Source organism: Arthrobacter sp. Soil_C_60, from assembly GCF_057656375.1.
Window position 1 is genome coordinate 40,023 of record NZ_JBDGKM010000017.1, and the last position, 22,134, is coordinate 62,156.

Consider the following 22,134-nt stretch of genomic DNA (forward strand, 5'->3'; position numbering starts at 1 on the left):
GTAAGTGGAACTCGAGAAGGGGACGCCGTTGGCCCCGCAGCACGGCAGCTTGCACGAGGCCGTACTTTAGTACTGGAAATTGTATGACCTAGCCCACGTTATGCAGCACGGTTGGTGCATAACAATTTTGCTGATTCCGGAAAAACCGGACAGAAGCGCAGTCATACCCGCTGCACCCGCACTGGTTGACGGATATCTAACGGAGATTCCACATCAGTGTGGTCGGCACAGATGCTGCAACTCACCGGGCGGTGGCCCGGGGGGCGCTATTTGCCTTCGGAGTCCGCGGGCCCAGTCGTGCCGCTGGTGCCGGACGCAGAGGATTTTCCTGTCTCCGAAGGATTCTCAGAGACACTAACACGCCCGGTGGCCCCGGACACGTTTTTGTCCGTTTTTTTCTTTCCGGTTTCTGTTGTGTTAACACCGCCGGTGCCCGCGTCACGGGAGGCGGCGGAAGCACCGCCGTCGTTCTGGGGGTCTATTTCTGCCGCTGGCTCGCGGCCGGACAGGTAGACGGAGTCAGTCTCGGGAGTCCGCGGTTTCCGGGACAGCAGGACAAATATGACGAGCGCGGCCACCAACAGCAGCAGCGAGGTCCAGACATTCAAACGCTGCGTCACGCCGAAGAGCGTGATCATTTCCGCATCGTCGATGCGCATCATTTCGATCCAGACGCGGCCCAGCGTGTAGTACGCGACGTATAGCCAGAAGAGCATCCCGCGGCGGAGTTTGAAGCGCTTATCGATCAGCAGCAGCAGGGCAACGCCGGCCAGGTTCCAGAGCGATTCGTAAAGGAACGTCGGGTGGAACAGCGTGCCCGGTTCGACGCCGGGCGGGAAATTGGCATGGTCGGCATCGATTTCCAGGCCCCAGGGCAGGTCGGTGGGGCTGCCGAACAGTTCCTGGTTGAACCAGTTTCCCCAGCGGCCGATGGCTTGGGCCAGCAGCACGCCTGGAGCGGCGGCGTCCATAAACGCGGTCAGTTTGACGCCTGCCCGGCGGCAGCCGATCCATGCGCCGAGCAGGCCCAGTGCCACGGCTCCCCAAATACCAAGGCCGCCCAACCAGATCTGCGGGATCAGGCCCAGGTCACCATTCGGACCGAAGTAGGCGTCCGGCGACGAGAAGACGTGGTAGAGCCGCCCGCCGATGATGCCGAAGGGAATTGCCCAAATGGCAATGTCCCAGACCACCCCTTCAGGTCCCTGCCTTGCCTTCCAGCGGCGGTCCGTCAGCCACAAAGCCGCGACAATGCCGGCGAGGATGCACAAGGCGTACGCGTGGATGGTCAGCGGGCCGATGCTGAACCCGGACCAGTCCGGACTCGGAATCGACGCCGGGATCACAAGGGAAGTAGTCGTCTGCACCGGTAGCGGTCCTTTGTTCGGCTTTGGTGGCGGCGGAGGATCAGTTTTTGGCGGTACCGCTGTGCAGTTCCGCCGCGAGTTTGCCCACGGCTTCCACGCCCTCGGCGCCCAGTGTGGCGACCAGCGCGGTTCCGACGATGGCGCCCTCGGCGTAGGCGCCGATTTCGCGGACGTGTTCGGCCTTCGAAACGCCCAGGCCGACGCAGACGCGCTCGGCGCCGGCCGCGTGGGCAGCCTCGACGACCTGCTGCGCAGCGCTGCTGACACTGTCACGTGCGCCCGTCACGCCCATGATGGACACGGCGTAGACGAATCCGCGGCTGGCCTTGACGGTCATGGCCATGCGTTCCGGCGTCGACGAGGGGGCCACCAGGAAGACCCGGTCCAGTCCGTACTTGTCCGACGCTTCGAACCATTCGGCTGCTTCGTCCGGGATCAGATCTGGGGTGATCAGGCCTGCTCCCCCGGCCTCCGCCAGGCGCCGGGAAAACTCGTCGACTCCCATGCGCATGACCGGGTTCCAATAGGTCATGACGAGGACGGCAGCCTCGCAGCGGGCGGTAATGCCGGCCACGATGTCGAACACCTGGTGGACACGGAATCCGTTTGCGAGGGCCTGCACGGTGGCGGCCTGGATGACCTGGCCGTCCATGACGGGATCCGAGTACGGGATCCCGATCTCGATCACATCGGCACCGTTTTCGGCCAGTGCGACGGCGGCGTCAATGGTGCCCTGCACATCGGGGTAGCCGGCGGGCAGGTAGCCGACCAGCGCGGTACGGCCCTCCGAGCGTGCCTTCTCGATCGCGGCAGCTGATTTGCTGGTGATGGCGGCAGAATTCACAGTTGTTCTCCTTCAGCGCCGATTTCGGCTTCCGGCGAGTTTCCGTCCAGCAAGTCGAACCATTCCGCTGCGGTAGCCACGTCTTTGTCTCCACGGCCGGAGAGGTTGACGACGATGATGACGTCCTGCGGGTTCTCCTTGCCGGAAGTGAGCTTCTTGCCGACCCGGAGGGCACCGGCGAGTGCATGCGAGGATTCGATGGCCGGAATGATGCCTTCGGTGCGGCAAAGCAGCCGGAAGGCGTCCATGGCTTCGCTGTCGGTCACGGGTTCGTACTTGGCACGTCCGATGTCCGAGAGGTAGGAATGTTCCGGACCGACGCCCGGGTAGTCCAGGCCCGCCGAGATGGAGTGGGACTCGATGGTCTGGCCGTCTTCATCCTGCATGAGGTAGGACCTGGCGCCGTGGAGAACCCCGGGACGGCCGAGTGTAATGGTGGCTGCATGGCGGTCAGTGTCGACGCCCTCGCCGCCTGCTTCAAAGCCGTAAAGTTCCACCGAAGGATCGTCCAGGAAGCCGTGGAAAATGCCGATGGCGTTCGATCCGCCGCCGATACATGCGCACACTGCGTCCGGAAGCCGGCCGGTCTGGGCGAGGATCTGCTCGCGCGCCTCGTCGCCGATGACCTCATGGAAGTAGCGCACCAACGCGGGGAACGGGTGGGCTCCGGCGGCAGTGCCCAACAGATAGTGCGTGGTGTGGACATTGGCAACCCAGTCACGCAGCGCCTCGTTGATGGCGTCCTTCAGGGTTTGGGAGCCGGCGGTGACAGGGACAACCGTGGCGCCGAGCAGTTCCATCCGGGCGACGTTCAGTGCCTGGCGCCGCGTGTCTTCGGCACCCATGTAAACAACGCACTCGAGGCCGAGGAGTGCCGCCGCCGTCGCGCTTGCCACGCCGTGCTGTCCTGCGCCGGTTTCGGCGATGATGCGGGTCTTGCCCATCCGCTTGGCCAGCAGGGCCTGGCCCAGCACGTTGTTGATCTTGTGGGAGCCGGTATGGTTCAGGTCTTCGCGCTTGAGGAAGATCCGGGCGCCGCCGGCATGGGCCGAAAACCGCTTGGCCTCCGTCAGCAGTGACGGCCTGCCTGAGTAGTTCCGGTTCAGCTCCGCCACCTGGGCGATGAACTCCGGATCGGCCTTGGCCTTGTCGAACGTGTCCTGCAGTTCATCAAGTGCGGCGATCAGGGATTCGGGCATCCAGCGCCCGCCGTAGTTGCCGAAGTAGGGACCGGGGGCATGGCGGAGGCTTCCGCCGGAAAGGAATGCATCTGCCGCGTCCGGCTTTTCGCCGGCGTCGGGCGTCTCGGGGCTCTGCGTCATGGCCTGGGCCGTCCTGTCTGTTTCGAACCTTTCGGCGGCAGGCCCGGAACCTGAAGAGCCGGGCCTGCCGCCGAGAAGGTATTGCTTGTGTTAGCTGCCCTGGCCGCGGTCCGCGATTGCCCGGGCACCGGCTGCAGCGAAATCGGCGACGGCTTTCTCCGGTGCGTTGCCGATCACCAGTGCCTCGCCGACCAGCACCGCATCGGCGCCGTTCGCCGCGTAGTCGGCAACGTCGTCGGCGTTGCGCACACCGGATTCGGCCACGATGACCGCCTCCGACGGAATCTTTTCGGCCAGCGAGGAGAAGATGGAACGGTCCACGTCCAGCGTCTTGAGATTGCGCACGTTGACCCCGATGATCCGGGCACCGACGGCAACGGCACGTTCAATCTCCTCGGCTGTATGTGTTTCCACCAGAGCGTTCATGCCCAAACGGTGCGTCAGGTCCAGGAACGCGCGCAGCTGGGAATCTTCCAGCGCAGCGACGATGAGCAGGACGAGGTCCGCACCATGTGCCCGCGCTTCCCAGATCTGGTATTCGTCCACCGTGAAGTCCTTGCGCAGGACCGGAATGTTGACGGCGTCGCGCACGGCATCCAGATCCGCGAGCGACCCGCCGAAGCGGCGTTGCTCCGTCAACACGCTGATAACTGCCGCACCGCCTTTTTCATAGCGGCGTGCCAGTTCGGCCGGGTCTGTGATCTGCGCCAGCTCGCCCTTGGACGGACTCTTGCGCTTGACCTCGGAAATCACCTTGAGTTCAATTCGAGGGCTGGCCGGGCCGCCGAGGGCGGCATAGGCGTCACGCGGCGCAGCCGCGGCGGAAACGCGTTCCGTCAGCTGCTCCAGCGGAAGTTCCGCCCGACGGGCTTCAAGATCTTCCCTGACCCCAACGATGATGTCGTCGAGAACAGTCACTCTCAGTGACCGCTGTTCATGAGCTTGTCGCCGTCCACGCCGTAGCCGGCCTTCTTCATGATCCAGCCAACGATCAAGCCGATGAACATGACAACAACGCCGCTCCAGAAAAACAGGTGCGAAGCCATGACGAAACCGATACCGGAGACTATGCTGCCTACGATCATGATCAGGACACAGGTCCAGGCCGCCGGGCTGTTTCCGTGGCCAATGACTTCGTCGTGGATGCTGGCAACGGCCTGCTCATTGGATGATTTCTCGGTGACGGTGGCGTGATTGCCCATTATCTAACTCCCTGAAGAAACGGTACTGACTATATTCTGCCATTGATTTTCGGCGGACCGGCCAGTATGACTTTAGGCCCGCCCTGTCCCCTAGTCTGTGGGATCCGTGCCGCGGCTGAGCTGGTCCCAGCTGTCGATCTCGTCCACAGGACCGCCCCGGTCGGACGGCGAACCGTCCGCCTGCCGAACGGTCGCGCTGGTGTACTTCCTGCTGGCCTGCCAGCGGCGGCCGGCGAGCACCAGCCATACCGCGCAAGCGGCCATCAGGAGACCCGCCACCATCGCCAGTACGGGAAACATCGTGGAAGTGATTTCGGCGGCCTGCCCGACCTGTCCTGTGGCCTCCCCAATGGCGGTTGAGGCCGCACCAGTCGGATCCGCGATGACCTGGTAGCTGGAGAGTGCGATGCCGGCGCCGGCCAACGCCAGCAGCACGGCAATGACAATTCTGGCAATCCGCCCGGCGATGGACGCCGCCAGTGCCGCGGCCAGTCCTACCAACGCCAGCGCCGTGACCGCGATGGCGGCCTCGCTGCCGGCCACGCTTAGGTCCGGCGTCTGCACCGTGCTCTGCGGCAGCCTCACGTTGAGCCAGGTCTGGGTAGTGGCGCCGAAGGCAGCCAGCGAGGCCAGAATGGAAGCCATCACTACGGTGCTCTTGCGCTGCCACCGCGACGGTGGCTTCACTTCGGTCCGCTCAGCCATCAGTTGCCTTCACCGGTGACGATGGCTGCCGGATCGGCGGCATGCAGCCGGGTGGCCAAGGTCACCGCGCGCAGCGGAGCCGCGGCCTTGTTCACGGATTCGATGGCTTCCTTTGCGGGATCCGAGTCCGCCACGATTCCGCCGCCCGACTGAACATAGGCGCGGCCATCGCGCAGCAGGGCGGAACGGATGGCAATAGCCATGTCCATGTCACCGGCAAAGTCCAGATAGCCCACTACGCCGCCGTAGATGCCGCGGCGGTGCGGTTCGAGTTCGTCCAGCAGACGCAGGGCCCGCGGTTTCGGTGCACCGGAGAGCGTGCCTGCCGGAAAAGTAGCGGCCAGCACGTCGTAGGCCGACTTATCGTCAGAGAGCCTGCCGACCACGGTGGAAACGAGGTGCATGATGTGGCTGAATTTCTCCACCTCCATGAACTGGCTGACATCCACGGTGCCCGGATCGCAGACCTTCGAGATGTCGTTCCGCGCCAGGTCCACGAGCATCAGGTGCTCGGCGCGCTCCTTCAGGTCGGCGAGCAGCTCTTCTGCGAGCTCGCGGTCCTGTTCCACGGTTTTGCCGCGCGGGCGGGATCCTGCGATCGGGTGCGTAATGACTTCGTCCCCGGTCACCGTGACCAGCGCCTCGGGCGAAGACCCGACGATGGAGTAGGCGTTGCCCTCGGCGTCTTCCAGGCTGAACAGGTACATGTAGGGGCTCGGATTGAGGTTGCGCAGCACCCGGTAGACGTCCAGCGCCGAGGCCGAACACTCCGTTTCAAACCGGCGCGAAATCACCACCTGGAAGACTTCGCCGTCGACAATCGCTTCCTTGCCCCGGTCCACAGCCGCCAGGTATTGCTCTTCGGCCCAGCTGTGCGTGACGGAGTCCATCAGCTCATCGGTCGACAGCGCACTGTTCTCCAGTACGGAAATCTGCTGGACCAGCGGCTCATTGAGCTGGGCCAGCATCCGGCGGACGCGCTCAACCGCGTCGCGCCAGGCATCGTCCGCCCGCTCGTCGCTGCCATCGAAATTGATGGCGTTGGCGATCAGGGTAACGGTCCCTTCGGCGTTGTCGTGGACGGCCATATCCGTGACCAGGCACATGGCCAGCTCCGGCAACGGAAGGTCCTCTTCGGGCGGGCTCGTCAGCTTTTCCCAACGACGCACCGCTTCCCAACCCACGAAGCCCACGAGTCCGGACGTCAACGGCGGGAGCCCGTCAAAACGTTCGGTGCGCAGCGCCTCCACCGTCTGGCGCAGCGCCTCCACCGGATTGCCGTCCAGCGGTACGCCGGCCGGCGGCTCCCCCAGCCAGTGCGCCTGGCCGTCCTTGCTGGTCAGCGTGGCCTTGGAATGGGTTCCGATGAACGAGTAGCGGGACCAGACCCCGCCCACTGCAGCGGACTCAAGCAGGAATGTTCCCGACTGCCCGCCGCCGAGCTTGCGGTAAAGGGAGATGGGTGTCTGGTCATCAGCGAGCACCTTGAGGGAGACCGGGATAACCCGCCGGTCGCGGGCAAGGGAGCGGAACTCCTCCAGCGTGGGGCTGATGACACCAAGGTCCTGCATTACTTGTTTTCTTTCGCTAGCGGTTCTTCTATGGCACGGTTTCCAACAACGACGTCGACACTGCGGCCATCGAAGCAGGTCCTGGTGCCGGTGTGGCAGGCTGCGCCGACCTGGTCGACCTGGATCAGGAGGGCGTCGCCGTCGCAGTCGAGCGCAACGGATTTTACCCACTGCACGTGCCCGGACGTATCGCCCTTGCGCCAATACTCCTGGCGTGACCGCGAATAGAACGTCACCCTCCCGGAGGAGAGCGTCCGGCGCAGCGCCTCGTCATCCATCCAGCCCAGCATGAGCACTTCGGAGGTGTCATGCTGCTGGATGATCGCGGCGACGAGGCCGGCTGCATCACGCTTGAGCAGGTCTGCAACGGCGGAGGGCAGGGATTCGCTGCCGGCGCCGGCCAAGGATACGTTCTGGGTTTCAGGCTGGGAGGACATCCCTTCAAGTCTAGTGCTTCGGCAGTGGGCCGCTTGCCGCGCGCCAACGAGGCCACACAACGTTATGGGCGGCCCAAAAATGGCCGCTTCATGCTAGGTTCAGGATTGATGCATTTCGTTGACCCGTCCCGTGAAGTTCTGGCCGAGACTCTGCTAGCAGCCGGCCCGGACTCCGCCACGCTCTGTGAAGGCTGGCGGACTGCCGAACTGGCGGCGCATCTGTATCTGCGCGAACACCGGTTGACGGCCCAACTGGGCATGGCCTTCAAGCCCTTGTCGAAGGTTTCGGACGAAGCGACCAAAAAGCTGGCGGACAAGTCCCGGGGAACAGCGGGCTACAGCAAATTGGTCAAGGCCTTCCGCGCCGGCCCGCCCCGCCTCTCGCCGCTGAAGTTCAAGTCGGTGGATGCCGCCGCGAATCTTATTGAATACTTTGTGCATACCGAAGACGTCCGGCGTGCCACCACCCGGTGGGCACCGCGCGCTTTGGATGAGGAATACTCCAACGCCTTGTGGGACGACCTGATCAAGCGGGCCGCCCTCCTGTACCGCGGGGTGGATCTGGGCATCGTGCTGGTGCGCCCCGATGGCCCCCGGCACGTTGCGAAGCGTGCCCCGGTGTCGGTAGCGATCGTCGGAGAGCCCGGGGAACTGCTCATGCACGCACATGGACGTACCCAGCACGCCCTCGTAACTTTCGAAGGCCAGCCGGACGCCGTCGCATTGCTGCAGAGCGCCGAAATCGGTCTCTGACTCCGGACACGTCCGGTCTCAGCGCACCGGGTAGCCTGCGGCGCGAATAGCGTTCTTCACCTGGGCGATGGCATCATCGGGTCCGAAATGGAACACGGACGCGGCCAAGACGGCATCGGCACCGGCCGCCACCGCCGGCGGGAAATGCTCGGGCTTGCCAGCGCCGCCGGAGGCGATCAGCGGAACCTGCACCGCGGCACGCACGGTCCGGATCATCTCGAGGTCGAAGCCTTCTTTGGTGCCGTCGGCGTCGATGGAGTTCAGCAGAATTTCTCCTACCCCGCGGTCGGCGGCTTCCTTGGCCCACTGCACCGCATCAATGCCGGTGCCTTGCCTGCCGCCGTGCGTCGTGACCTCGAAGCCGGATGGCACTGAGGAATCAGCCGTCCGCCGGGCATCCAGCGACAACACCAGGACCTGCGAGCCGAAGTGGTTGGTAATCTCGTCGATGACCTCCGGGCGGACCACGGCCGCGGTGTTGATCGACGCCTTGTCGGCACCGAAGCGCAACAGCCTGTCGACGTCGGCGACGCTGCGGACACCCCCGCCGACCGTCAGCGGGATGAAAACTTCCTCCGCGGTGCGCGCAACGACGTCGAACGTCGTCTCGCGGTTGCCGGAAGAGGCGGTCACATCCAGAAAGGTCAGTTCGTCGGCCCCGGCACGGTCATAGCGGTGTGCCAATTCAACCGGATCCCCGGCGTCGCGCAGGCCTTCGAAGTTGACGCCCTTGACTACCCGGCCGGCGTCGACGTCAAGGCAGGGAATGACGCGGATTGCTACAGACACTTGTACTTCCCCCGATCAGATGCGGCAGGCGTGGATGGTGCTGACCAGAATGGCGCGCGCGCCCAGGTCGTACAGCTCATCCATGATCCGGTTGGTCTGCGTGCGGCTGACCATGGAGCGTACCGCGACCCACTCGGAGTCGCGCAGCGGCGAAACGGTGGGCGACTCCAGACCGGGTGTCAGGGCGGCAGCCTGCTCCACCAGTTCCTTGCGGATGTCGTAGTCCATCATCACGAACTCGCGGGCGACAATGACGCCGCGGAGCCTGCGGATCAGGACCTCCAGGCCCGCGGGTACCTCGCCCCTGCGTCCGATGAGGACGGCCTCGGACCGGAGGATGGGTTCGCCGAAGATCTCCATGCCGGCAGCCTTGAGCGTGCTTCCGGTTTCCACCACATCCGCGATGGCGTCGGCGACCCCCAGGCGCACGGAGGACTCCACGGCTCCGTCCAGCCGGACCACCTTGGCATGCACGCCGCGCTCGGTCAGGTAGCTTTGCAGCAGTCCGTCGTAGCTGGTGGCAAGGCGCCTGCCCTGCAACTGCTGCACATCGGAGAATTCACCAACCGGGCCGGCGAACCGGAACGTTGAGACGGCGAAGCCAAGACTCAGGAGCTCTTCGGCCTCCACCTGTGCATCGAGGAAAAGGTCGCGGCCGGTGATGCCGACGTCCAGCGTTCCCTTGCCAACGTAGACGGCAATATCTCGCGGACGGAGGAAGAAGAATTCGACGTCGTTGTCCGGATCCATCATGACCAGCTCACGGCTGTCACGACGCTGCCGGTATCCGGCCTCGGTGAGCATTTCGGACGCGGCTTCGGACAGGGAACCTTTGTTGGGGACGGCTACGCGTAGCATGAAGATGACTTTCTGCAGAGGATCGGTTGGCCGTAAGACGGCCGGTTTTGGGGAAACTGCCCCGGGCAGGCTTGGCGGAACACCTCTGGCGGCGTCCCGCTACAGATGCTTGTATACGTCTGCCAGGGTCAGGCCTTTGGCGATCATCAGGACCTGCAGGTGGTAGAGCAACTGGGAAATTTCTTCCGCCGCCGCTTCATCCGACTCGTACTCCGCAGCCATCCATACTTCGGCCGCCTCTTCCACAACCTTCTTCCCGATGCCATGGATACCTGAGTCCAGTTCGGCTACGGTACCCGAGCCCTCCGGGCGCGTCTGCGCTTTCTCGCTCAGCTCGGCAAAAAGGGATTCGAAGGATTTCACGCTCCCAAGATTACGCCAGCACATGGCCCGGGCCGCAAACCGGCCCGGGCTATGTGACGAATCCCCTTGTCCGGAGGCGTTTAGACGCCGAGCTGGCGGAGGGTGGCCGCCGTCGCCAGTGCGGCCGTGACGGCCTCGTGGCCCTTATCCTCGTTTGAGCCCTCGAGCCCGGCCCGGTCAAGCCCCTGCTGCTCCGTATCGCACGTCAGGACCCCGAATCCTACGGGTGTCCCGGTATTGACACTGACGTCGGTCAGCCCCTCGGTGGCTGCCTGGCAGACGTACTCGAAGTGCGGGGTTCCACCACGAATAACGACGCCGAGGGCCACCACCGCGTCATAGTGCGGTGCCAGCCGCGCAGCCGCCACCGGCAACTCGAAGCTGCCGGGAACCCTAACCAAGGCGGGCTCGGCGATGCCGGCTTCCTTGGCGGCCCGCAGGGCGCCGTCGATCAGGCCGTCCATGATCTGCGTATGCCAGCTGGCTGCGACGATGGCCAGTTTCAGTTCGCCCGCATTGCCGTTCAGTTCGGCGACGTCGATAACTGGTGCTCCGTGTCCGCTCATGTTTTACTCTCTGCTTTCTGTGAATGTTCGTACCCAGCCGGGATTGGCGGCGGGTTCATCGTCAGTACTGGGAAGGTACCGCTGTTATCAGCTTTGGTGGACCGGGTGGTCTTCAAGCAAGGCCAGCCGATGGTCCATTCGATCCCGCTTGGTCTGCAGATACCGCAAGTTCTGCTCCCGGGATGGCACCTCGGAGGAGATCATTTCCACGACGCTGATGCCATAACCCGAGAGCGTACTGCTCTTGGCCGGGTTATTGCTCAGGAGCCGGATCGTGTCCAGCCCCATGCTGTGCAGGATCGACGCCGCGGCCGAATAGTCGCGCGCATCCACCGGCAGACCCAGCTGTTCATTGGCCTCAACTGTGTCCGCGCCGTCCTCCTGCAGGGCGTACGCACGGATCTTGTTCGCCAGTCCGATACCGCGCCCCTCCTGGCCGCGCAGGTACAGCACGGTGCCGCCCTGTTCGGCGATCAAAGCCAGGGCCTGGTCCAGCTGCTCACCACAGTCGCAGCGGAAGGAAGCAAACACATCCCCTGTCAGGCATTCCGAATGCAGCCGAACCAGCGGAGCCGTGTCCGGGCGCACCGGCGAAGTGATGCTCAGATGCTCCACGCCAGTGGCACTGTCTGTCCAAGCCCGCGCCGTGAAATAGCCGAAAGCCGTGGGCAGCTGCACGGCCGGACCGCCGGTCACCTGCGCAAGGGTGGCCGGCGGAACAGACACCTGAGCCGGCGATGGGTCGTTTCTGGTGGTCACTGGTGCGCCTCCTGCCCGGCGGGTTCACGTGTCTGGAACGACTGCCTAGTTTGTGTGCCCGTTCCTTCGGCCGTGATGAACTGGACAAGGTCCTCGATGGATACGAGCGGGCAACCGTGGTCATTGGCAAAGTCGCGCAGCGCGGGCAGCCGCATCATTTCCCCGTCGTCGTGCACGAGCTCCGCGATCACGCCTACCGGCGACCGGCCGCCGAGCCGGCAGAGATCGACGGCAGCTTCGGTATGCCCGCGGCGCGCCAGGACGCCGCCGTCGACAGCCCGGAGCGGGAAGATATGACCAGGCCTGTTCAGCTGGCTGGCAGTACTCAGCTCAGACGCCAGCACCTGCGCCGTTCGTGCACGGTCGGTGGAGCTGATGCCGGTGGTAACTCCGGTGGCCGCATCGCAGGAAACCGTGTAGGCGGTACCCTTCGCGTCCTGGTTGACTTCAACCATCGGCGGAAGGCCAAGCTCATCAGCACGGCTGCCCGGCATCGGGACACAGATCACTCCGGACGTGTACCGGACCGTCCAGCCCATCAAGGCAGGCGTGGAGGCGTCGGCCGCGAAAATGATGTCGCCTTCGTTCTCCCGGTCTTCGTCGTCGACTACCACAACCGGCTGGCCGGCGGCGATGGCGCTGATGGCTTGCTCGATGGCGTCGAGCCGGATCCGAGGTTCCACTGCCGCGCTCATGAGTGCGCTCCTGCTACGTGGCGGGCTGCTGCCTTGTCCGCTTGGGAGAAAGCCAGCAACCGCTCTGCGTACTTGGCGAGCACATCTACCTCGAGGTTGACCTTGTCGCCGGTGGCTTTGGCGCCCAGGCTAGTTTCGGCCAGGGTGGTGGGAATAAGCCCCACCTCAAAATAGGCGTCCTCTGCGTCGACCGGGCTGACCGTCGTTACGGTCAAGGAGACACCGTCAATCGCGATGGACCCCTTTTCAGCGATGTAGCGGGCGAGCTGGAAGGGGACACTGAAACGCAGCCGCTCCCAGTCGCCCATATTTTCGCGTTCGAGCAGTGCGCCGACACCGTCCACGTGTCCCTGCACCACATGTCCATCCATACGCCCTCCGGCTGGAACGCACCGCTCGAGGTTTACGCTGGCGCCGGATTTGAGCTCACCGGTGGTCGTCCGGGTCAGCGTCTCCCCCATGACGTCTACGCTGACAACGCCCGGCTTAGATTCCACGGCGGTCAGGCAAACGCCGTTGACGGCCAGGGACCCGCCCAGTTCAAGGTCCGCGATCGCTTCCCCTGCCTTGATGGTCAGGACAGCACTGTCCTTCGCCGGGTTCAGGACCAGCGATTCCACGCTGCCCTGCTCAGTGATGATTCCGGTAAACATTAGAGGCCTTTCCTGCCGCTTGGGATGCCGAGTGGCATCGGTTCCAGATGAAGGCGCAGATCTGCGCCAAGATTTGAGGTGCGGCCGCCGCCGCTGTTGTCCCAGCGCCACTGATAGGCCTCAGCTAACGTCCGGATGCCCAAGTCGCCGGTGGACCTGGTCCCATCACCCAGGAGCATGGGCGCCAGATAGAGGACCAGTTCGTCAACGAGGTCCGCCTGCAGGAAGGCTCCCGCCACCGCTGCACCGCCTTCGACCATGGCATGCGCGACTCCGCGCTCTGCCAGTTCGCCCAGCACCTCGGCCGGATCATGCGTTCGCAGCTGCAGGAACCGTCCATCGTCCCCACGGATGGCGGAGTCTTCGGGAACATCGCGCAGCCCCATGACCACTCGCAGCGGCTGGAACTCCGTTGCCGCGCCCGATTCGTCCCTGGCAGTCAGCCGCGGGTTGTCTGCCAGAACTGTTCCGGTGCCGGCGATGATCGCGCCCACGCGGCTGCGGATGCCGTGGCTGTCCTGCCGCGACTCCGCGGAAGTGATCCATTGGCTTGTTCCGTCCTGCGCTGCGATCAGCCCATCGAGCGTCTGAGCAATGTGCATGGTGGTGAACGGACGGTTTTCCGATTTGGCCCGGAACCACCTGTGGTTCAGCTCAAGCGCCCGCTCCTGAAGCAGATTGCTGCGTACGCCGAGGCCTGCGTTACGGAGGACATCTCCCCCTCCCGTAGCCTCCGGCGTAGGGTCCGCAGCTGCATAGATGACGTTGCCGATGCCTGCATCGACGATGGCTGCCGCGCACGGTCCCGTGCGGCCCTGATGATTGCAGGGTTCAAGGGTCACCACCATGGTGCAATCGGAAAGATCGTGCTGCTGGGATATCCGGTGGCGCAGATTGGCCAGCGCGTCGATTTCCGCATGCGGCGAGCCGGCACCGCTGTGGTACCCGATACTGAGCACTTCACCGGTGGCGTCCAGAACTGCCGCGCCGACCAAAGGATTCGCGCCGCGGTATCCAAGCTTGGCGGTGTCCAGCGCCAGCTCCATCGCCCGGTTTTCCGCAGGCGAGAACCCCTGACTGCTCATGATCGACCCCCCGCACTGACGCGGACATCCGGCAGAAGAGTTTCGACCTCGGGCGTGGCCCGTTCCTTGGCCCGCCACCAGACAAAGAACCCGATCAGGGTGAACACGCCGTAGAAGAGATACATGAAGGCGGACGCGTAGTAACCGGCGCTGAACAGCAGCGGGACTCCCACAATGTCGACCGCAACCCAGATCAGCCAGAACTCCACCCAGCCGCGCGCCATGCCGTAGGTCGCAAGCAACGATCCCATAAACGTCCAAGCGTCAGCCCAGACAGGTCCATACGAACCGAGTGCGGCGAAGAGCGGCGTCAGAGCGACGGTGCCCAGGATCAGGCCTGCCACCAAGCCGATCCGGGCATTGCCAGATGCCCATTGAGGGGTTACAGCATGGCCCGCGCCGTCTTGCTTGCTCTGGCGCCAGCGCTGCCATCCGTAGACCGCCACTGCGATAAACATGATTTGGCGGCCGGCCTGTCCGAGCAGATTCGCAGTATTGGCTGAGCCGAAAAGCGACCCGAGAAAAACCGTAAGCAGCAGGGCATTGCCGATGATGCCGACGGGCCACGCCCATACCTTGCGGCGCATGCCGCCAAGGGCGCTGAGGAGGCCGAAGATGTTCCCTACGACTTCGCGCAGCAGCAGTGAACTGCCGGCGACGGGAATCTGAGCTTCAAAGAGCCACCGCAGAAAATCCATGTCGTTCCTTTCCGAAAGCCGCGGCGGCTCCGGGGTAACGACAGTGCGGTAGGTTCAGGCAGTGGACGTGGTTCCGCACGGAACCTACGCACCGCTGGCTGTTCTGCCAACTGTACGTGCTTCTCCCATCCAGACTTTAACTGTCGGTACCGGAATTTCACCGGCTCAACCGTTGCCCTGAATTCCTTGCGGAATCCGTGGCGACGGGTCGCGGACTATAACCGCCGGTTCGGACTTACACCGACCCCGGAGCACGTTGTTTGTGGTTGTTATTCTGCCACAACCTGCATGGCAGGCCTCATATTCCTGTCATGTCGTGTAATACATGACACATCAAGCTGTTTCGGCGGATTTGCGCAAGGCGGAGATGGCCGCATCCGGATCGCCGGCACCGTATACGGCCGACCCAGCGACGAAGACGTTGGCTCCCGCTTCCGCTGCCCGCTGGATGGTTTCTTCGGTCACGCCGCCGTCCACTTGAATCGCCACGGGCAGGCCCGAACCGGCTATTGCCGAGGCTGCCCGGCGGATCTTGGGAAGTGTTACATCAAGGAAAGCTTGCCCACCGAATCCGGGTTCTACGGTCATGATCAGCAGCATGTCCATTTCGGGAAGCAGATCAAGGTAGGGCTCGACGGCGGTGCCGGGCTTCAGCGCCATGCCTGCCTTGGCTCCGCGCTTCCGCAGCTCACGGGCCAGGCGGACGGGTGCGGATGCAGCCTCGACATGGAAGGTCACCGAGTCAAGCCCTGCGTCCGCATAGGCCGGCGCCCAGCGGTCCGGGTCCGCAATCATGAGGTGCGCATCCAACGGAAGTCGGCTGATCTCCTGGATCCGCTCTACCACGGGCAGCCCGATGGTCAGGTTCGGCACGAAGTGATTGTCCATAACGTCAACATGCACGGCGTCGGCCGACCCGATCCTCCCCAGCTCGGCCTCCAGATTGACGAAATCGGCAGACAAAATACTTGGGTGTATGCAGCACTGTGCCATCTGGATCCTTACTTTGCGTTTCCGGCTGAATCGTCTGAGGTCTTCTTACGCAGCAAGCCCAGGAACATTGCGTCTGTTCCGTGGATATGCGGCCACAGCTGGGCCGTCGTTCCTTCCGCCTGTGCGTGGCCAGCCTGGAGCTGTCCCGACAGACTGACTGCATCCAGCGCCGACGCCGAATCCAGCAGTTCAATGTCAGGATGGCGGCGCAGCGCGTCCGTGACCACGGCGGTGGTTTCCGCTGGGTGCGGCGAACATGTGACGTACGCTACCAGCCCGCCAGGCTTCACCGCAGCCAGCGCTGAATCAAGCAGTTCGCGCTGCAAAGGCGCCAGTTGGGCAACGTCCGACGGCTTGCGCCGCCAGCGCGACTCAGGACGGCGCCGCAGAGCACCCAGGCCGGTGCAGGGAGCGTCTACGAGGATCCGGTCGAACCCTTCAGGCTGTAACTGGCCAAGGTCGCGGCCGTCCCCGGTCCGGACTTCCCAGACCTCACGGTCGACGGGCCGAAGAGACTGCCGTACGAGCTCGGCCCGGTGCTCGGCCGGTTCGTTGGCCAGCAGGGTCGCGGACTTCTTGGCGGCCAGGGCAGCCAGCAGTGCGGCCTTGCCCCCGGGCCCGGCACAAAGATCCAACCAGCGCTCCGGACCCGAGGTCAGAGTCTGCGCTTCGGCCAGGGCGCGGGCGACCAGCTGGGAGCCGGCATCCTGAACTCTCGTTGTTCCCTTCCGGACGGATTCCAGCCGTCCCACGTCGCCTCCGGAGAACAGCGCCGAATCCTGTACCAGGGAGCCCGGTTCCGCGCCTGCCTGAATCGCTTCGTCCAATGTGCCTAGCCCGGGCAGGGCCACGAGGTTCACCACCGGTGCAGCATTGTCCGCCGCCAGTAGGTCCTCGATTTCCCCGACGCTGCGGCCGTGCCCGACGAGGGACTGTCGCATCGCCCTGACTATCCACTCCGGATGGCTGTGCACCAAAGCTGCAGCGGCGACGGGGTCCTGCTGGCCGGCAGTCAGTTCCTCGGTCCAGCCGGCGAGTTCCTTGGCCGAAACCTTCCGCAGTACGGCATTGACCAGCGCGCCCGGGCCAGCTCCGATGACAGCGCGGGCCAGTCCGACCGTCTGGTCCAGTGCTGCGTGCGCGGGCACCCGCATCGCCAGCAGTTGGTGGACCCCGAGGCGGAGCGCGTCGAGCACGGCCGGATCGAGTTCGGCCAGCGGGCGGTCAACGCAACGGGCCAGAATCGCATCATAGGTGCCCAGGCCACGCAGCGCTCCGTACGTCAGCTCGGTAGCGAACCCTGCGTCACGTTTGTCGAGCCGGTGCTGCCGGATCTTCACCGGCAGCACCAGGTTGGCATAGGCATCATCGGCGTCAACAGCACGCAGCACTTCGAACGCCACCAGCCGCGCCGGATCAGCCTTGCGTGTCCGCTGCGCCGGCGAGGACTGGGAGAAGGAACGCTCTCCCCCGCGGTTGCGTTCGCGTCCGGCGGCATTGCGGCGTCGTTCGGGGCCCTGCCCCCTTCGGTTGCCCTGCGGCCTATCCTGTCCGCTCACTCGAAGTGCACATCCTCACGTTGTCCAAGACCGCGCGCCCAGTCGGCCGCCGCCATCATTTTCTTTCCCGCCGGTTGAACCTGTTGCAACTGCACGGCGCAGGATCCCGTACCCACCAAGGCAGCGGCCGCGCCTCCCCCGGTCAGTTCCACCTGGCCGGGCCGCAGGTCCCGCCGGTCCTGCCGTAGGACAACCGGACCTAACTTGAACCGCTGCCCCTGCAGCATCGTCCAGGCACCGGGTTCCGGCGTCACGCCGTTGATCCTGCGGCGCAGAGCCAGAGCCGGCTGGTTCCAGTCGATATGGCCGTCTTCAAGACCCAGTTTGGGAGCCAGGGTCACATCCCCTGACTGGGGCACGGCTACTGCTCTGTCCGCCGAAATGGCCGAGAGAGTTTGGGCGAGCAGGACCGCACCACTGTTCGAAAGACGGGTCAGCAGCTCGCCACTGGTGTCCTCCGGCCGGATGGTTTCCGTCAACGTCCCGTACACGGGACCGGTATCCAGGCCTTTCTCGAGCAGGAAGGTCGATGCGCCGGTTACGTCGTCGCCGTTGATGACGGCATGCTGGACAGGAGCCGCACCACGCCAGGCCGGCAACAAGGAAAAGTGCAGGTTGATCCAGCCGTGCCGCAGCATCTGCAAAGCCGGCTCCGGAACCAAGCCTCCGTAGGCGACGATAGCCGCTACGTCCGCGTCGGTCTTGGCGATCGCGGCCATAGTCTGGTCATCAATCCGGTTAGCCCGGATGACAGGCAGGCCCATTTCCTGGGCCCGGGCAGCTACCGGTGAGGGCGTGAGCGTCTTCTTACGGCCGACCGGCGCATCTTCGCGCGTCAGTACCGCGGCTACCTCGAATCCCGATTCAACGAGTTTATCCAAAGAGGGAACCGCCACCTGCGGCGTTCCCGCAAAGAGTATGCGGAAGGGTCTGGGAGTTGCCGTCATGCGGAGGGCTGCCCGAAGGTTCCCCGCGCAAAACCGGAACCAACGCTGGAGGAGCGTTTCGCCTCTGTTTCCTTGGCCACGGAGTTGTAGGAGGCATCGCGAATAGAGCGGAGAGCATTTTTGCGATCATCGCCGGAGAGGTGGTCGATGTACAGGACACCGTCCAGATGGTCCGTTTCATGCTGGAAGCAGCGTGCGAGCATGCCTTCGCCTTCCAGCGAAACAGGGGCGCCGTTGACGTCCACGCCGGTGACCCGGGACCAACGCCGCCGCTGCACCGGGTAACCGAGGCCGGGAATCGAGAGGCAGCCTTCCATCCGGTCTTCCTGAAAATCATCACTGTTCTCCAGGACAGGGTTGATGACGTGACCCCGCTGGCCGTCGATCAGGTAGGTAAAGACTCGCAGGCTCACTCCCACTTGCGGTGCCGCGAGGCCAGCGCCCTCCACACTTTCCATCGTCTCGTCCATGTCGGCCACCAGCTTGGCCAGTTCCGGGCCGAAGTCGCGAACAGGCTCTGCCTTGGTGCGCAGCACCGGGTCCCCGATAATCCGAATACTCAGGACGGTCATGCGTGAATCTTCCTTACTGTCGCTCAGCCGGGTGTCCGTTCCAGTCTAAGTGGCCTTATCCGGCGACCGGCCGCAACACAGCAGAGGGCGGACCGATGGGCAGCAGCGCACGGCCGGCGTCGGTCACCTGCAGTTGCAGGTCCCAGACCCGGCGCAAGGCGCAGAACTTGTACCAGTGGTACTTGAGCACTTCCGGGTTGGCCCGCATGGGCCGTACTTCGGTTTCACCAATAGCAACGCCCAGCAGCAATGGCGAGTCACCGTGCGCCCACGGCTCCCACGTGCCGGCCTGGGCGTCCACCAGGCTTTCCTGCGCTTTCATTCCCGCCACCAACTGCATAACAACTTTTTCGTCCATGGGCTTGACCTGGCCGTTGCGGTCCGTGCCTTTGGTCTTGAAATCGATCAGGCACAGCCTGCCTCCGATACGGGCCACGAGATCGAGGGTGCCGGCGTACCCGACCTCGGCGTTCCACACGGTGATTTCGGGCGCTACCGGTTCTACTTGGTAGAGCTCCCACCACTCGTCAAAACGCGCGGCGAAGGCCTCTTCCCCGTTGGCCCTCAGTTCCTCGCGGGCCTCGGCCATGCGGTGCGGACGTCCGAGGGCGCGCAGCGAGACCTGCTCGCAATAGCTATGCACCCGGTCGCCGCGGAGTGCTGCGGCATCCCGGAAGCGTTCCGCCGCCGTCGATGCCTCCTTCGCCAGTGCCCGGAGTTTCGCCGGATTGCCCGCCGCCTCTGTCAGCCGGTGGTCCTGTGCCATGGCGGTGGCCGCCATATGGGAAAACCAGCCACCCAGATCCACGGGTGCCTGGGAGATGACAGTGGTTATGGACGGCACACTGGGCAGTTCTGTGGTTGAGCGTGAATACATCCGCCCGAAGTCGGTTTTGTGGGCCAGTGCCGGATCAGTCATACCAAGAATCATGTCAGAGACGGCTGACGGTTTCCTGTCGGAAAGAAAACGGCCCCTTGCCTGTGGATAGGCAAGGGGCCGGCTTTTGACGGTGGGCGATACTGGGTTCGAACCAGTGACCTCTTCGGTGTGAACGAAGCGCGCTACCACTGCGCCAATCGCCCGTCTTTGATGCCTTCCCGGCTAACCGGACCTGCATCGTTTATGAATGTTAGCCGACGTTCGCCCCGACGCAAAAACGGCGCATCTTGTCGTACCGGCGCGCCAGATCCTCGGCCTCCCCGTCCGGATTCACATCACCTCTAGCCGTGTCTGCACAAGCCTTCTCGACCCCGCAAATGAGGCGCAAAACCGGCTCTCGGAACCTCGATTGGACGAAGCGGAAAACGTCCTATAGAGTCTTTACTCGTTGGAAATCGAGAAAACGTTCCGGTCAAACCGGAGGTAAACTTGATGAAATCCACATGCGGACGTAGCTCAGCTGGCTAGAGCACCACCTTGCCAAGGTGGATGTCGCGGGTTCGAATCCCGTCGTCCGCTCGCAAGTCACTGTTAGTGCCAGTTCTACTGGCCGGTCCTGAATCTGCAGGCCACGGTGGGGTGGCCGAGAGGCGAGGCAGCGGCCTGCAAAGCCGTATACGCGGGTTCGAATCCCGTCCCCACCTCGGTTACGGCACTTCAGAGTTCTTGCTGTTGTCTTGCTTAGCAAGACAACAAACCCTTTATGGGCGATTGGCGCAGCGGTAGCGCGCTTCCCTGACACGGAAGAGGTCACTGGTTCGATCCCAGTATCGCCCACGGAAATGGCCCGGTTTACCGGCATCATTCCACGCGGACGTAGCTCAGCTGGCTAGAGCACCACCTTGCCAAGGTGGATGTCGCGGGTTCGAATCCCGTCGTCCGCTCCAATCCGATCATTGCGCTTGCGACGTCGATGCTGAAGGATCCAGGGCGATTGGCGCAGCGGTAGCGCGCTTCCCTGACACGGAAGAGGTCACTGGTTCGATCCCAGTATCGCCCACAAAGAACGGCTCCCCCTCGGAGCCGTTTTTGCATTTAACCCGTAATGTCCTCACGCCAGGAATCCGGGCTACTGCCACCGCCTCGTCGCCTGCTTCTCCCTGCCCCTTCTCTTCCGGACCATTTCTAGCCTGATTTGGCTGACGTCAGACAGACCTGCCAGGAGGCTCAATAGGCCACGGCCCCGCTCCACGCCACCTCCACAGGCGGCCGGACCCGTGCTTCCTTCCTACTCAGGCCACTAGTCCTCCACATTGGGGCTCTTCCCGTGCTATTCGAAGACGTGTTCTATAGCGTGGAGGTATGGCAATCGCACCTGTCGAAGCGCATCAGGAGCCCGCGGGCTTCCTCGCTTCGGTGCAGGCCGCCCTCCAGGACTTCTCGGCCATGTTCGGGCAGGAATGCCTCCTGCAGTCGCCCAAGGAACTCGCCGCCACCGTCGCCGGCATTGAAGAGATCTCCAAAACGGTCGAGCAACTCCAGGTCATCGGCGCCCACGCCGTCGAGCAGCAGAACATCGCCCAGACAGGGGAAACAGACCAGCGCATTCCCTGGGCCGACCCGGTCCAGGGAACCGGCCCGGACGGCACACCGAAAAAGCCCGAATACAAGGACGCCGCCGAATACCTCCGCCAGAAACTCAAGATCAGCCGTAGCGAAGCCAAACGCCGGCTCCGCGTCGGCTCCAGCACCATGCCCACGACCCTGATCACCGGAGAACAGGCACCACCGAAACTCGAACGCCTCGGCGCCGCACTGACCTCCTCACAGATCAGCGGCCAGGCCGCGACCCTCATCCGCGACGCCCTCGAACGCGTCCGGCCCACCGCAACCCCCGCGCACCTGGCCGCGATGGAAAACCAGCTCACCCAGCAGGCCACCGAATCCGACATCGACGGCCTGCGCGAAATCATCAAACGCTGGGAAGCAGTCCTGGACCCCGACGGACTCGAACCCACCGACGAACTCCTCCGCGCCAAACAAGGCGTGTTCTACCGCGGCAAACGCCAAGGCCTCCACCGGCTGGACATCGCCGCCACCCCGGAACAATACGAATACCTCATCACCGTCATGAACGCGGCAACCAACCCGCGTATCAAAACCACCTTCGCCCCCGACGACGGCACCCCGGCAGACCCCGCAACAGCCGGCGGCACTCCCGCCGGCACCGCCGACCCGGCGGAGGCGGGGGCGGGGGCGGATCCGGAATGGCTAGGACCCACCCGGCCGCAGAAACTGCTGCAAGGCCTCGTCGGCGCCTGCCAGATCGCGCTGTCCACGGACAAGCTCCCCTCCAGCGGCGGCCACCGCCCCCAGATCATGATCAACCTGGACTACCAGGACCTGGTGGACCAGATCGGCGCCTCCGCCGACGCGGTGTTCGGCGGACTGATCAGCCCCAAAACCGTCCGCAAAATCGCCTGCGACGCCGACCTCATCCCCCTCGTCCTCGGCGG

24 protein-coding genes, 6 tRNA genes and 1 riboswitch are annotated in these 22,134 nt (G+C 64.1%); of the genes, 7 read left to right on the forward strand and 23 right to left on the reverse strand.

The features are described from left to right. Positions 1 to 266 precede the first annotated feature (266 nt). The 8 genes from lgt to hisI form a co-directional block, all read right to left on the reverse strand. Positions 267 to 1,367 (reverse strand): prolipoprotein diacylglyceryl transferase, encoded by a 1,101-nt coding sequence (gene lgt, locus AC3A4M_RS21890; RefSeq protein ID WP_498738617.1) that lies wholly within the window; start codon positions 1,365 to 1,367, stop codon positions 267 to 269. Positions 1,368 to 1,407: 40 nt separating this feature from the next. Further along, positions 1,408 to 2,211 carry a tryptophan synthase subunit alpha gene (gene trpA / locus AC3A4M_RS21895; RefSeq protein ID WP_498738618.1) on the reverse strand — a complete coding sequence of 268 codons (804 nt, stop codon included), beginning with the start codon at positions 2,209 to 2,211 and terminating at the stop codon, positions 1,408 to 1,410. Next, positions 2,208 to 3,533 carry a tryptophan synthase subunit beta gene (trpB, locus tag AC3A4M_RS21900; protein WP_498731891.1) on the reverse strand — a complete coding sequence of 442 codons (1,326 nt, stop codon included), beginning with the start codon at positions 3,531 to 3,533 and terminating at the stop codon, positions 2,208 to 2,210. Before trpB ends, trpA begins: the two co-directional genes overlap by 4 nt. Before the next feature lie 90 nt (positions 3,534 to 3,623). After that, complete coding sequence (gene trpC / locus AC3A4M_RS21905) at positions 3,624 to 4,451, reverse strand: indole-3-glycerol phosphate synthase TrpC (RefSeq protein ID WP_498738620.1); 828 nt, start codon at positions 4,449 to 4,451, stop codon at positions 3,624 to 3,626. A 2-nt stretch (positions 4,452 to 4,453) separates the two neighbouring features. Continuing rightward, positions 4,454 to 4,735 carry an HGxxPAAW family protein gene (locus AC3A4M_RS21910; RefSeq protein WP_498738622.1) on the reverse strand — a complete coding sequence of 94 codons (282 nt, stop codon included), beginning with the start codon at positions 4,733 to 4,735 and terminating at the stop codon, positions 4,454 to 4,456. A 90-nt stretch (positions 4,736 to 4,825) separates the two neighbouring features. Continuing rightward, a complete protein-coding gene (locus AC3A4M_RS21915) occupies positions 4,826 to 5,440 on the reverse strand; it encodes a Trp biosynthesis-associated membrane protein (protein ID WP_498738624.1) in 615 nt (204 codons plus the stop codon). Then, positions 5,440 to 7,011: an anthranilate synthase component I gene (locus tag AC3A4M_RS21920; protein WP_498738626.1), complete on the reverse strand. Its 1,572-nt coding sequence runs from the start codon at positions 7,009 to 7,011 to the stop codon at positions 5,440 to 5,442. Before AC3A4M_RS21920 ends, AC3A4M_RS21915 begins: the two co-directional genes overlap by 1 nt. Further along, positions 7,011 to 7,448 (reverse strand): phosphoribosyl-AMP cyclohydrolase, encoded by a 438-nt coding sequence (hisI, locus tag AC3A4M_RS21925; protein ID WP_498738628.1) that lies wholly within the window; start codon positions 7,446 to 7,448, stop codon positions 7,011 to 7,013. The genes AC3A4M_RS21920 and hisI overlap by 1 nt, the downstream gene beginning before the upstream one ends. A gap of 108 nt (positions 7,449 to 7,556) precedes the next feature. On the opposite strand from hisI, the gene AC3A4M_RS21930 reads away from it, so the two are divergent. Then, a complete protein-coding gene (locus tag AC3A4M_RS21930; protein WP_498731885.1) occupies positions 7,557 to 8,201 on the forward strand; it encodes a TIGR03085 family metal-binding protein in 645 nt (214 codons plus the stop codon). 18 nt (positions 8,202 to 8,219) lie between these two features. On the opposite strand, the gene hisF is transcribed toward AC3A4M_RS21930, so the two are convergent. The 15 genes from hisF to AC3A4M_RS22005 form a co-directional block, all read right to left on the reverse strand. Further along, positions 8,220 to 8,990 (reverse strand): imidazole glycerol phosphate synthase subunit HisF, encoded by a 771-nt coding sequence (gene hisF, locus AC3A4M_RS21935; protein WP_139003675.1) that lies wholly within the window; start codon positions 8,988 to 8,990, stop codon positions 8,220 to 8,222. Positions 8,991 to 9,005: 15 nt separating this feature from the next. Next, positions 9,006 to 9,848, reverse strand: a complete 843-nt coding sequence (gene hisG / locus AC3A4M_RS21940) for an ATP phosphoribosyltransferase (RefSeq protein WP_498738630.1) — start codon at positions 9,846 to 9,848, stop codon at positions 9,006 to 9,008. A gap of 99 nt (positions 9,849 to 9,947) precedes the next feature. Beyond that, positions 9,948 to 10,211: a phosphoribosyl-ATP diphosphatase gene (locus AC3A4M_RS21945; RefSeq protein ID WP_074702518.1), complete on the reverse strand. Its 264-nt coding sequence runs from the start codon at positions 10,209 to 10,211 to the stop codon at positions 9,948 to 9,950. An 80-nt stretch (positions 10,212 to 10,291) separates the two neighbouring features. Continuing rightward, complete coding sequence (ribH, locus tag AC3A4M_RS21950; RefSeq protein ID WP_139003677.1) at positions 10,292 to 10,777, reverse strand: 6,7-dimethyl-8-ribityllumazine synthase; 486 nt, start codon at positions 10,775 to 10,777, stop codon at positions 10,292 to 10,294. 87 nt (positions 10,778 to 10,864) lie between these two features. Continuing rightward, positions 10,865 to 11,503, reverse strand: a complete 639-nt coding sequence (gene ribA, locus AC3A4M_RS21955; protein WP_498732004.1) for a GTP cyclohydrolase II — start codon at positions 11,501 to 11,503, stop codon at positions 10,865 to 10,867. A gap of 29 nt (positions 11,504 to 11,532) precedes the next feature. Beyond that, positions 11,533 to 12,231: a 3,4-dihydroxy-2-butanone-4-phosphate synthase gene (ribB, locus tag AC3A4M_RS21960; RefSeq protein ID WP_498738633.1), complete on the reverse strand. Its 699-nt coding sequence runs from the start codon at positions 12,229 to 12,231 to the stop codon at positions 11,533 to 11,535. Beyond that, the gene (locus tag AC3A4M_RS21965) at positions 12,228 to 12,884 is read right to left on the reverse strand and encodes a riboflavin synthase (protein WP_498738635.1); all 657 of its coding nucleotides are present in this window, start codon (positions 12,882 to 12,884) and stop codon (positions 12,228 to 12,230) included. Before AC3A4M_RS21965 ends, ribB begins: the two co-directional genes overlap by 4 nt. Beyond that, entirely contained in the window at positions 12,884 to 13,969 is a 1,086-nt protein-coding gene (gene ribD / locus AC3A4M_RS21970) for a bifunctional diaminohydroxyphosphoribosylaminopyrimidine deaminase/5-amino-6-(5-phosphoribosylamino)uracil reductase RibD (RefSeq protein WP_498738636.1), read from the reverse strand. The genes AC3A4M_RS21965 and ribD overlap by 1 nt, the downstream gene beginning before the upstream one ends. Next, a complete protein-coding gene (gene pnuC / locus AC3A4M_RS21975; RefSeq protein ID WP_498738638.1) occupies positions 13,966 to 14,667 on the reverse strand; it encodes a nicotinamide riboside transporter PnuC in 702 nt (233 codons plus the stop codon). The genes ribD and pnuC overlap by 4 nt, the downstream gene beginning before the upstream one ends. Before the next feature lie 113 nt (positions 14,668 to 14,780). Then, positions 14,781 to 14,925: riboswitch (FMN riboswitch) on the reverse strand. Between the two features lie 75 nt (positions 14,926 to 15,000). Further along, a complete protein-coding gene (gene rpe, locus AC3A4M_RS21980) occupies positions 15,001 to 15,660 on the reverse strand; it encodes a ribulose-phosphate 3-epimerase (protein WP_498738640.1) in 660 nt (219 codons plus the stop codon). 8 nt (positions 15,661 to 15,668) lie between these two features. Then, positions 15,669 to 17,219: an RsmB/NOP family class I SAM-dependent RNA methyltransferase gene (locus tag AC3A4M_RS21985; RefSeq protein WP_498738642.1), complete on the reverse strand. Its 1,551-nt coding sequence runs from the start codon at positions 17,217 to 17,219 to the stop codon at positions 15,669 to 15,671. Next, a complete protein-coding gene (fmt, locus tag AC3A4M_RS21990) occupies positions 17,216 to 18,166 on the reverse strand; it encodes a methionyl-tRNA formyltransferase (RefSeq protein ID WP_498738643.1) in 951 nt (316 codons plus the stop codon). Before fmt ends, AC3A4M_RS21985 begins: the two co-directional genes overlap by 4 nt. Beyond that, positions 18,163 to 18,738, reverse strand: a complete 576-nt coding sequence (def, locus tag AC3A4M_RS21995) for a peptide deformylase (protein ID WP_498738645.1) — start codon at positions 18,736 to 18,738, stop codon at positions 18,163 to 18,165. Before def ends, fmt begins: the two co-directional genes overlap by 4 nt. A 55-nt stretch (positions 18,739 to 18,793) precedes the next feature. Next, positions 18,794 to 19,657 (reverse strand): cytochrome, encoded by an 864-nt coding sequence (locus tag AC3A4M_RS22000; protein WP_498738647.1) that lies wholly within the window; start codon positions 19,655 to 19,657, stop codon positions 18,794 to 18,796. A gap of 92 nt (positions 19,658 to 19,749) precedes the next feature. Continuing rightward, positions 19,750 to 19,821, reverse strand: a tRNA-Val gene (locus tag AC3A4M_RS22005). Positions 19,822 to 20,123: 302 nt separating this feature from the next. Here AC3A4M_RS22005 and AC3A4M_RS22010 point away from each other — a divergent pair. From AC3A4M_RS22010 to AC3A4M_RS22035, 6 genes are all read left to right on the forward strand, one after another. Further along, positions 20,124 to 20,197: transfer RNA gene (locus tag AC3A4M_RS22010), tRNA-Gly, on the forward strand. Between the two features lie 54 nt (positions 20,198 to 20,251). Then, a tRNA-Cys gene (locus AC3A4M_RS22015) sits at positions 20,252 to 20,322 on the forward strand. A gap of 61 nt (positions 20,323 to 20,383) precedes the next feature. Next, positions 20,384 to 20,455 (forward strand) — tRNA-Val (locus tag AC3A4M_RS22020). Between the two features lie 33 nt (positions 20,456 to 20,488). Continuing rightward, a tRNA-Gly gene (locus AC3A4M_RS22025) sits at positions 20,489 to 20,565 on the forward strand. Between the two features lie 41 nt (positions 20,566 to 20,606). Next, positions 20,607 to 20,678: transfer RNA gene (locus AC3A4M_RS22030), tRNA-Val, on the forward strand. Between the two features lie 302 nt (positions 20,679 to 20,980). After that, positions 20,981 to 22,134, forward strand: a 1,154-nt coding sequence (locus tag AC3A4M_RS22035; RefSeq protein WP_498738649.1) for a DUF222 domain-containing protein, incomplete at its 3' end; no start/stop codon positions are given.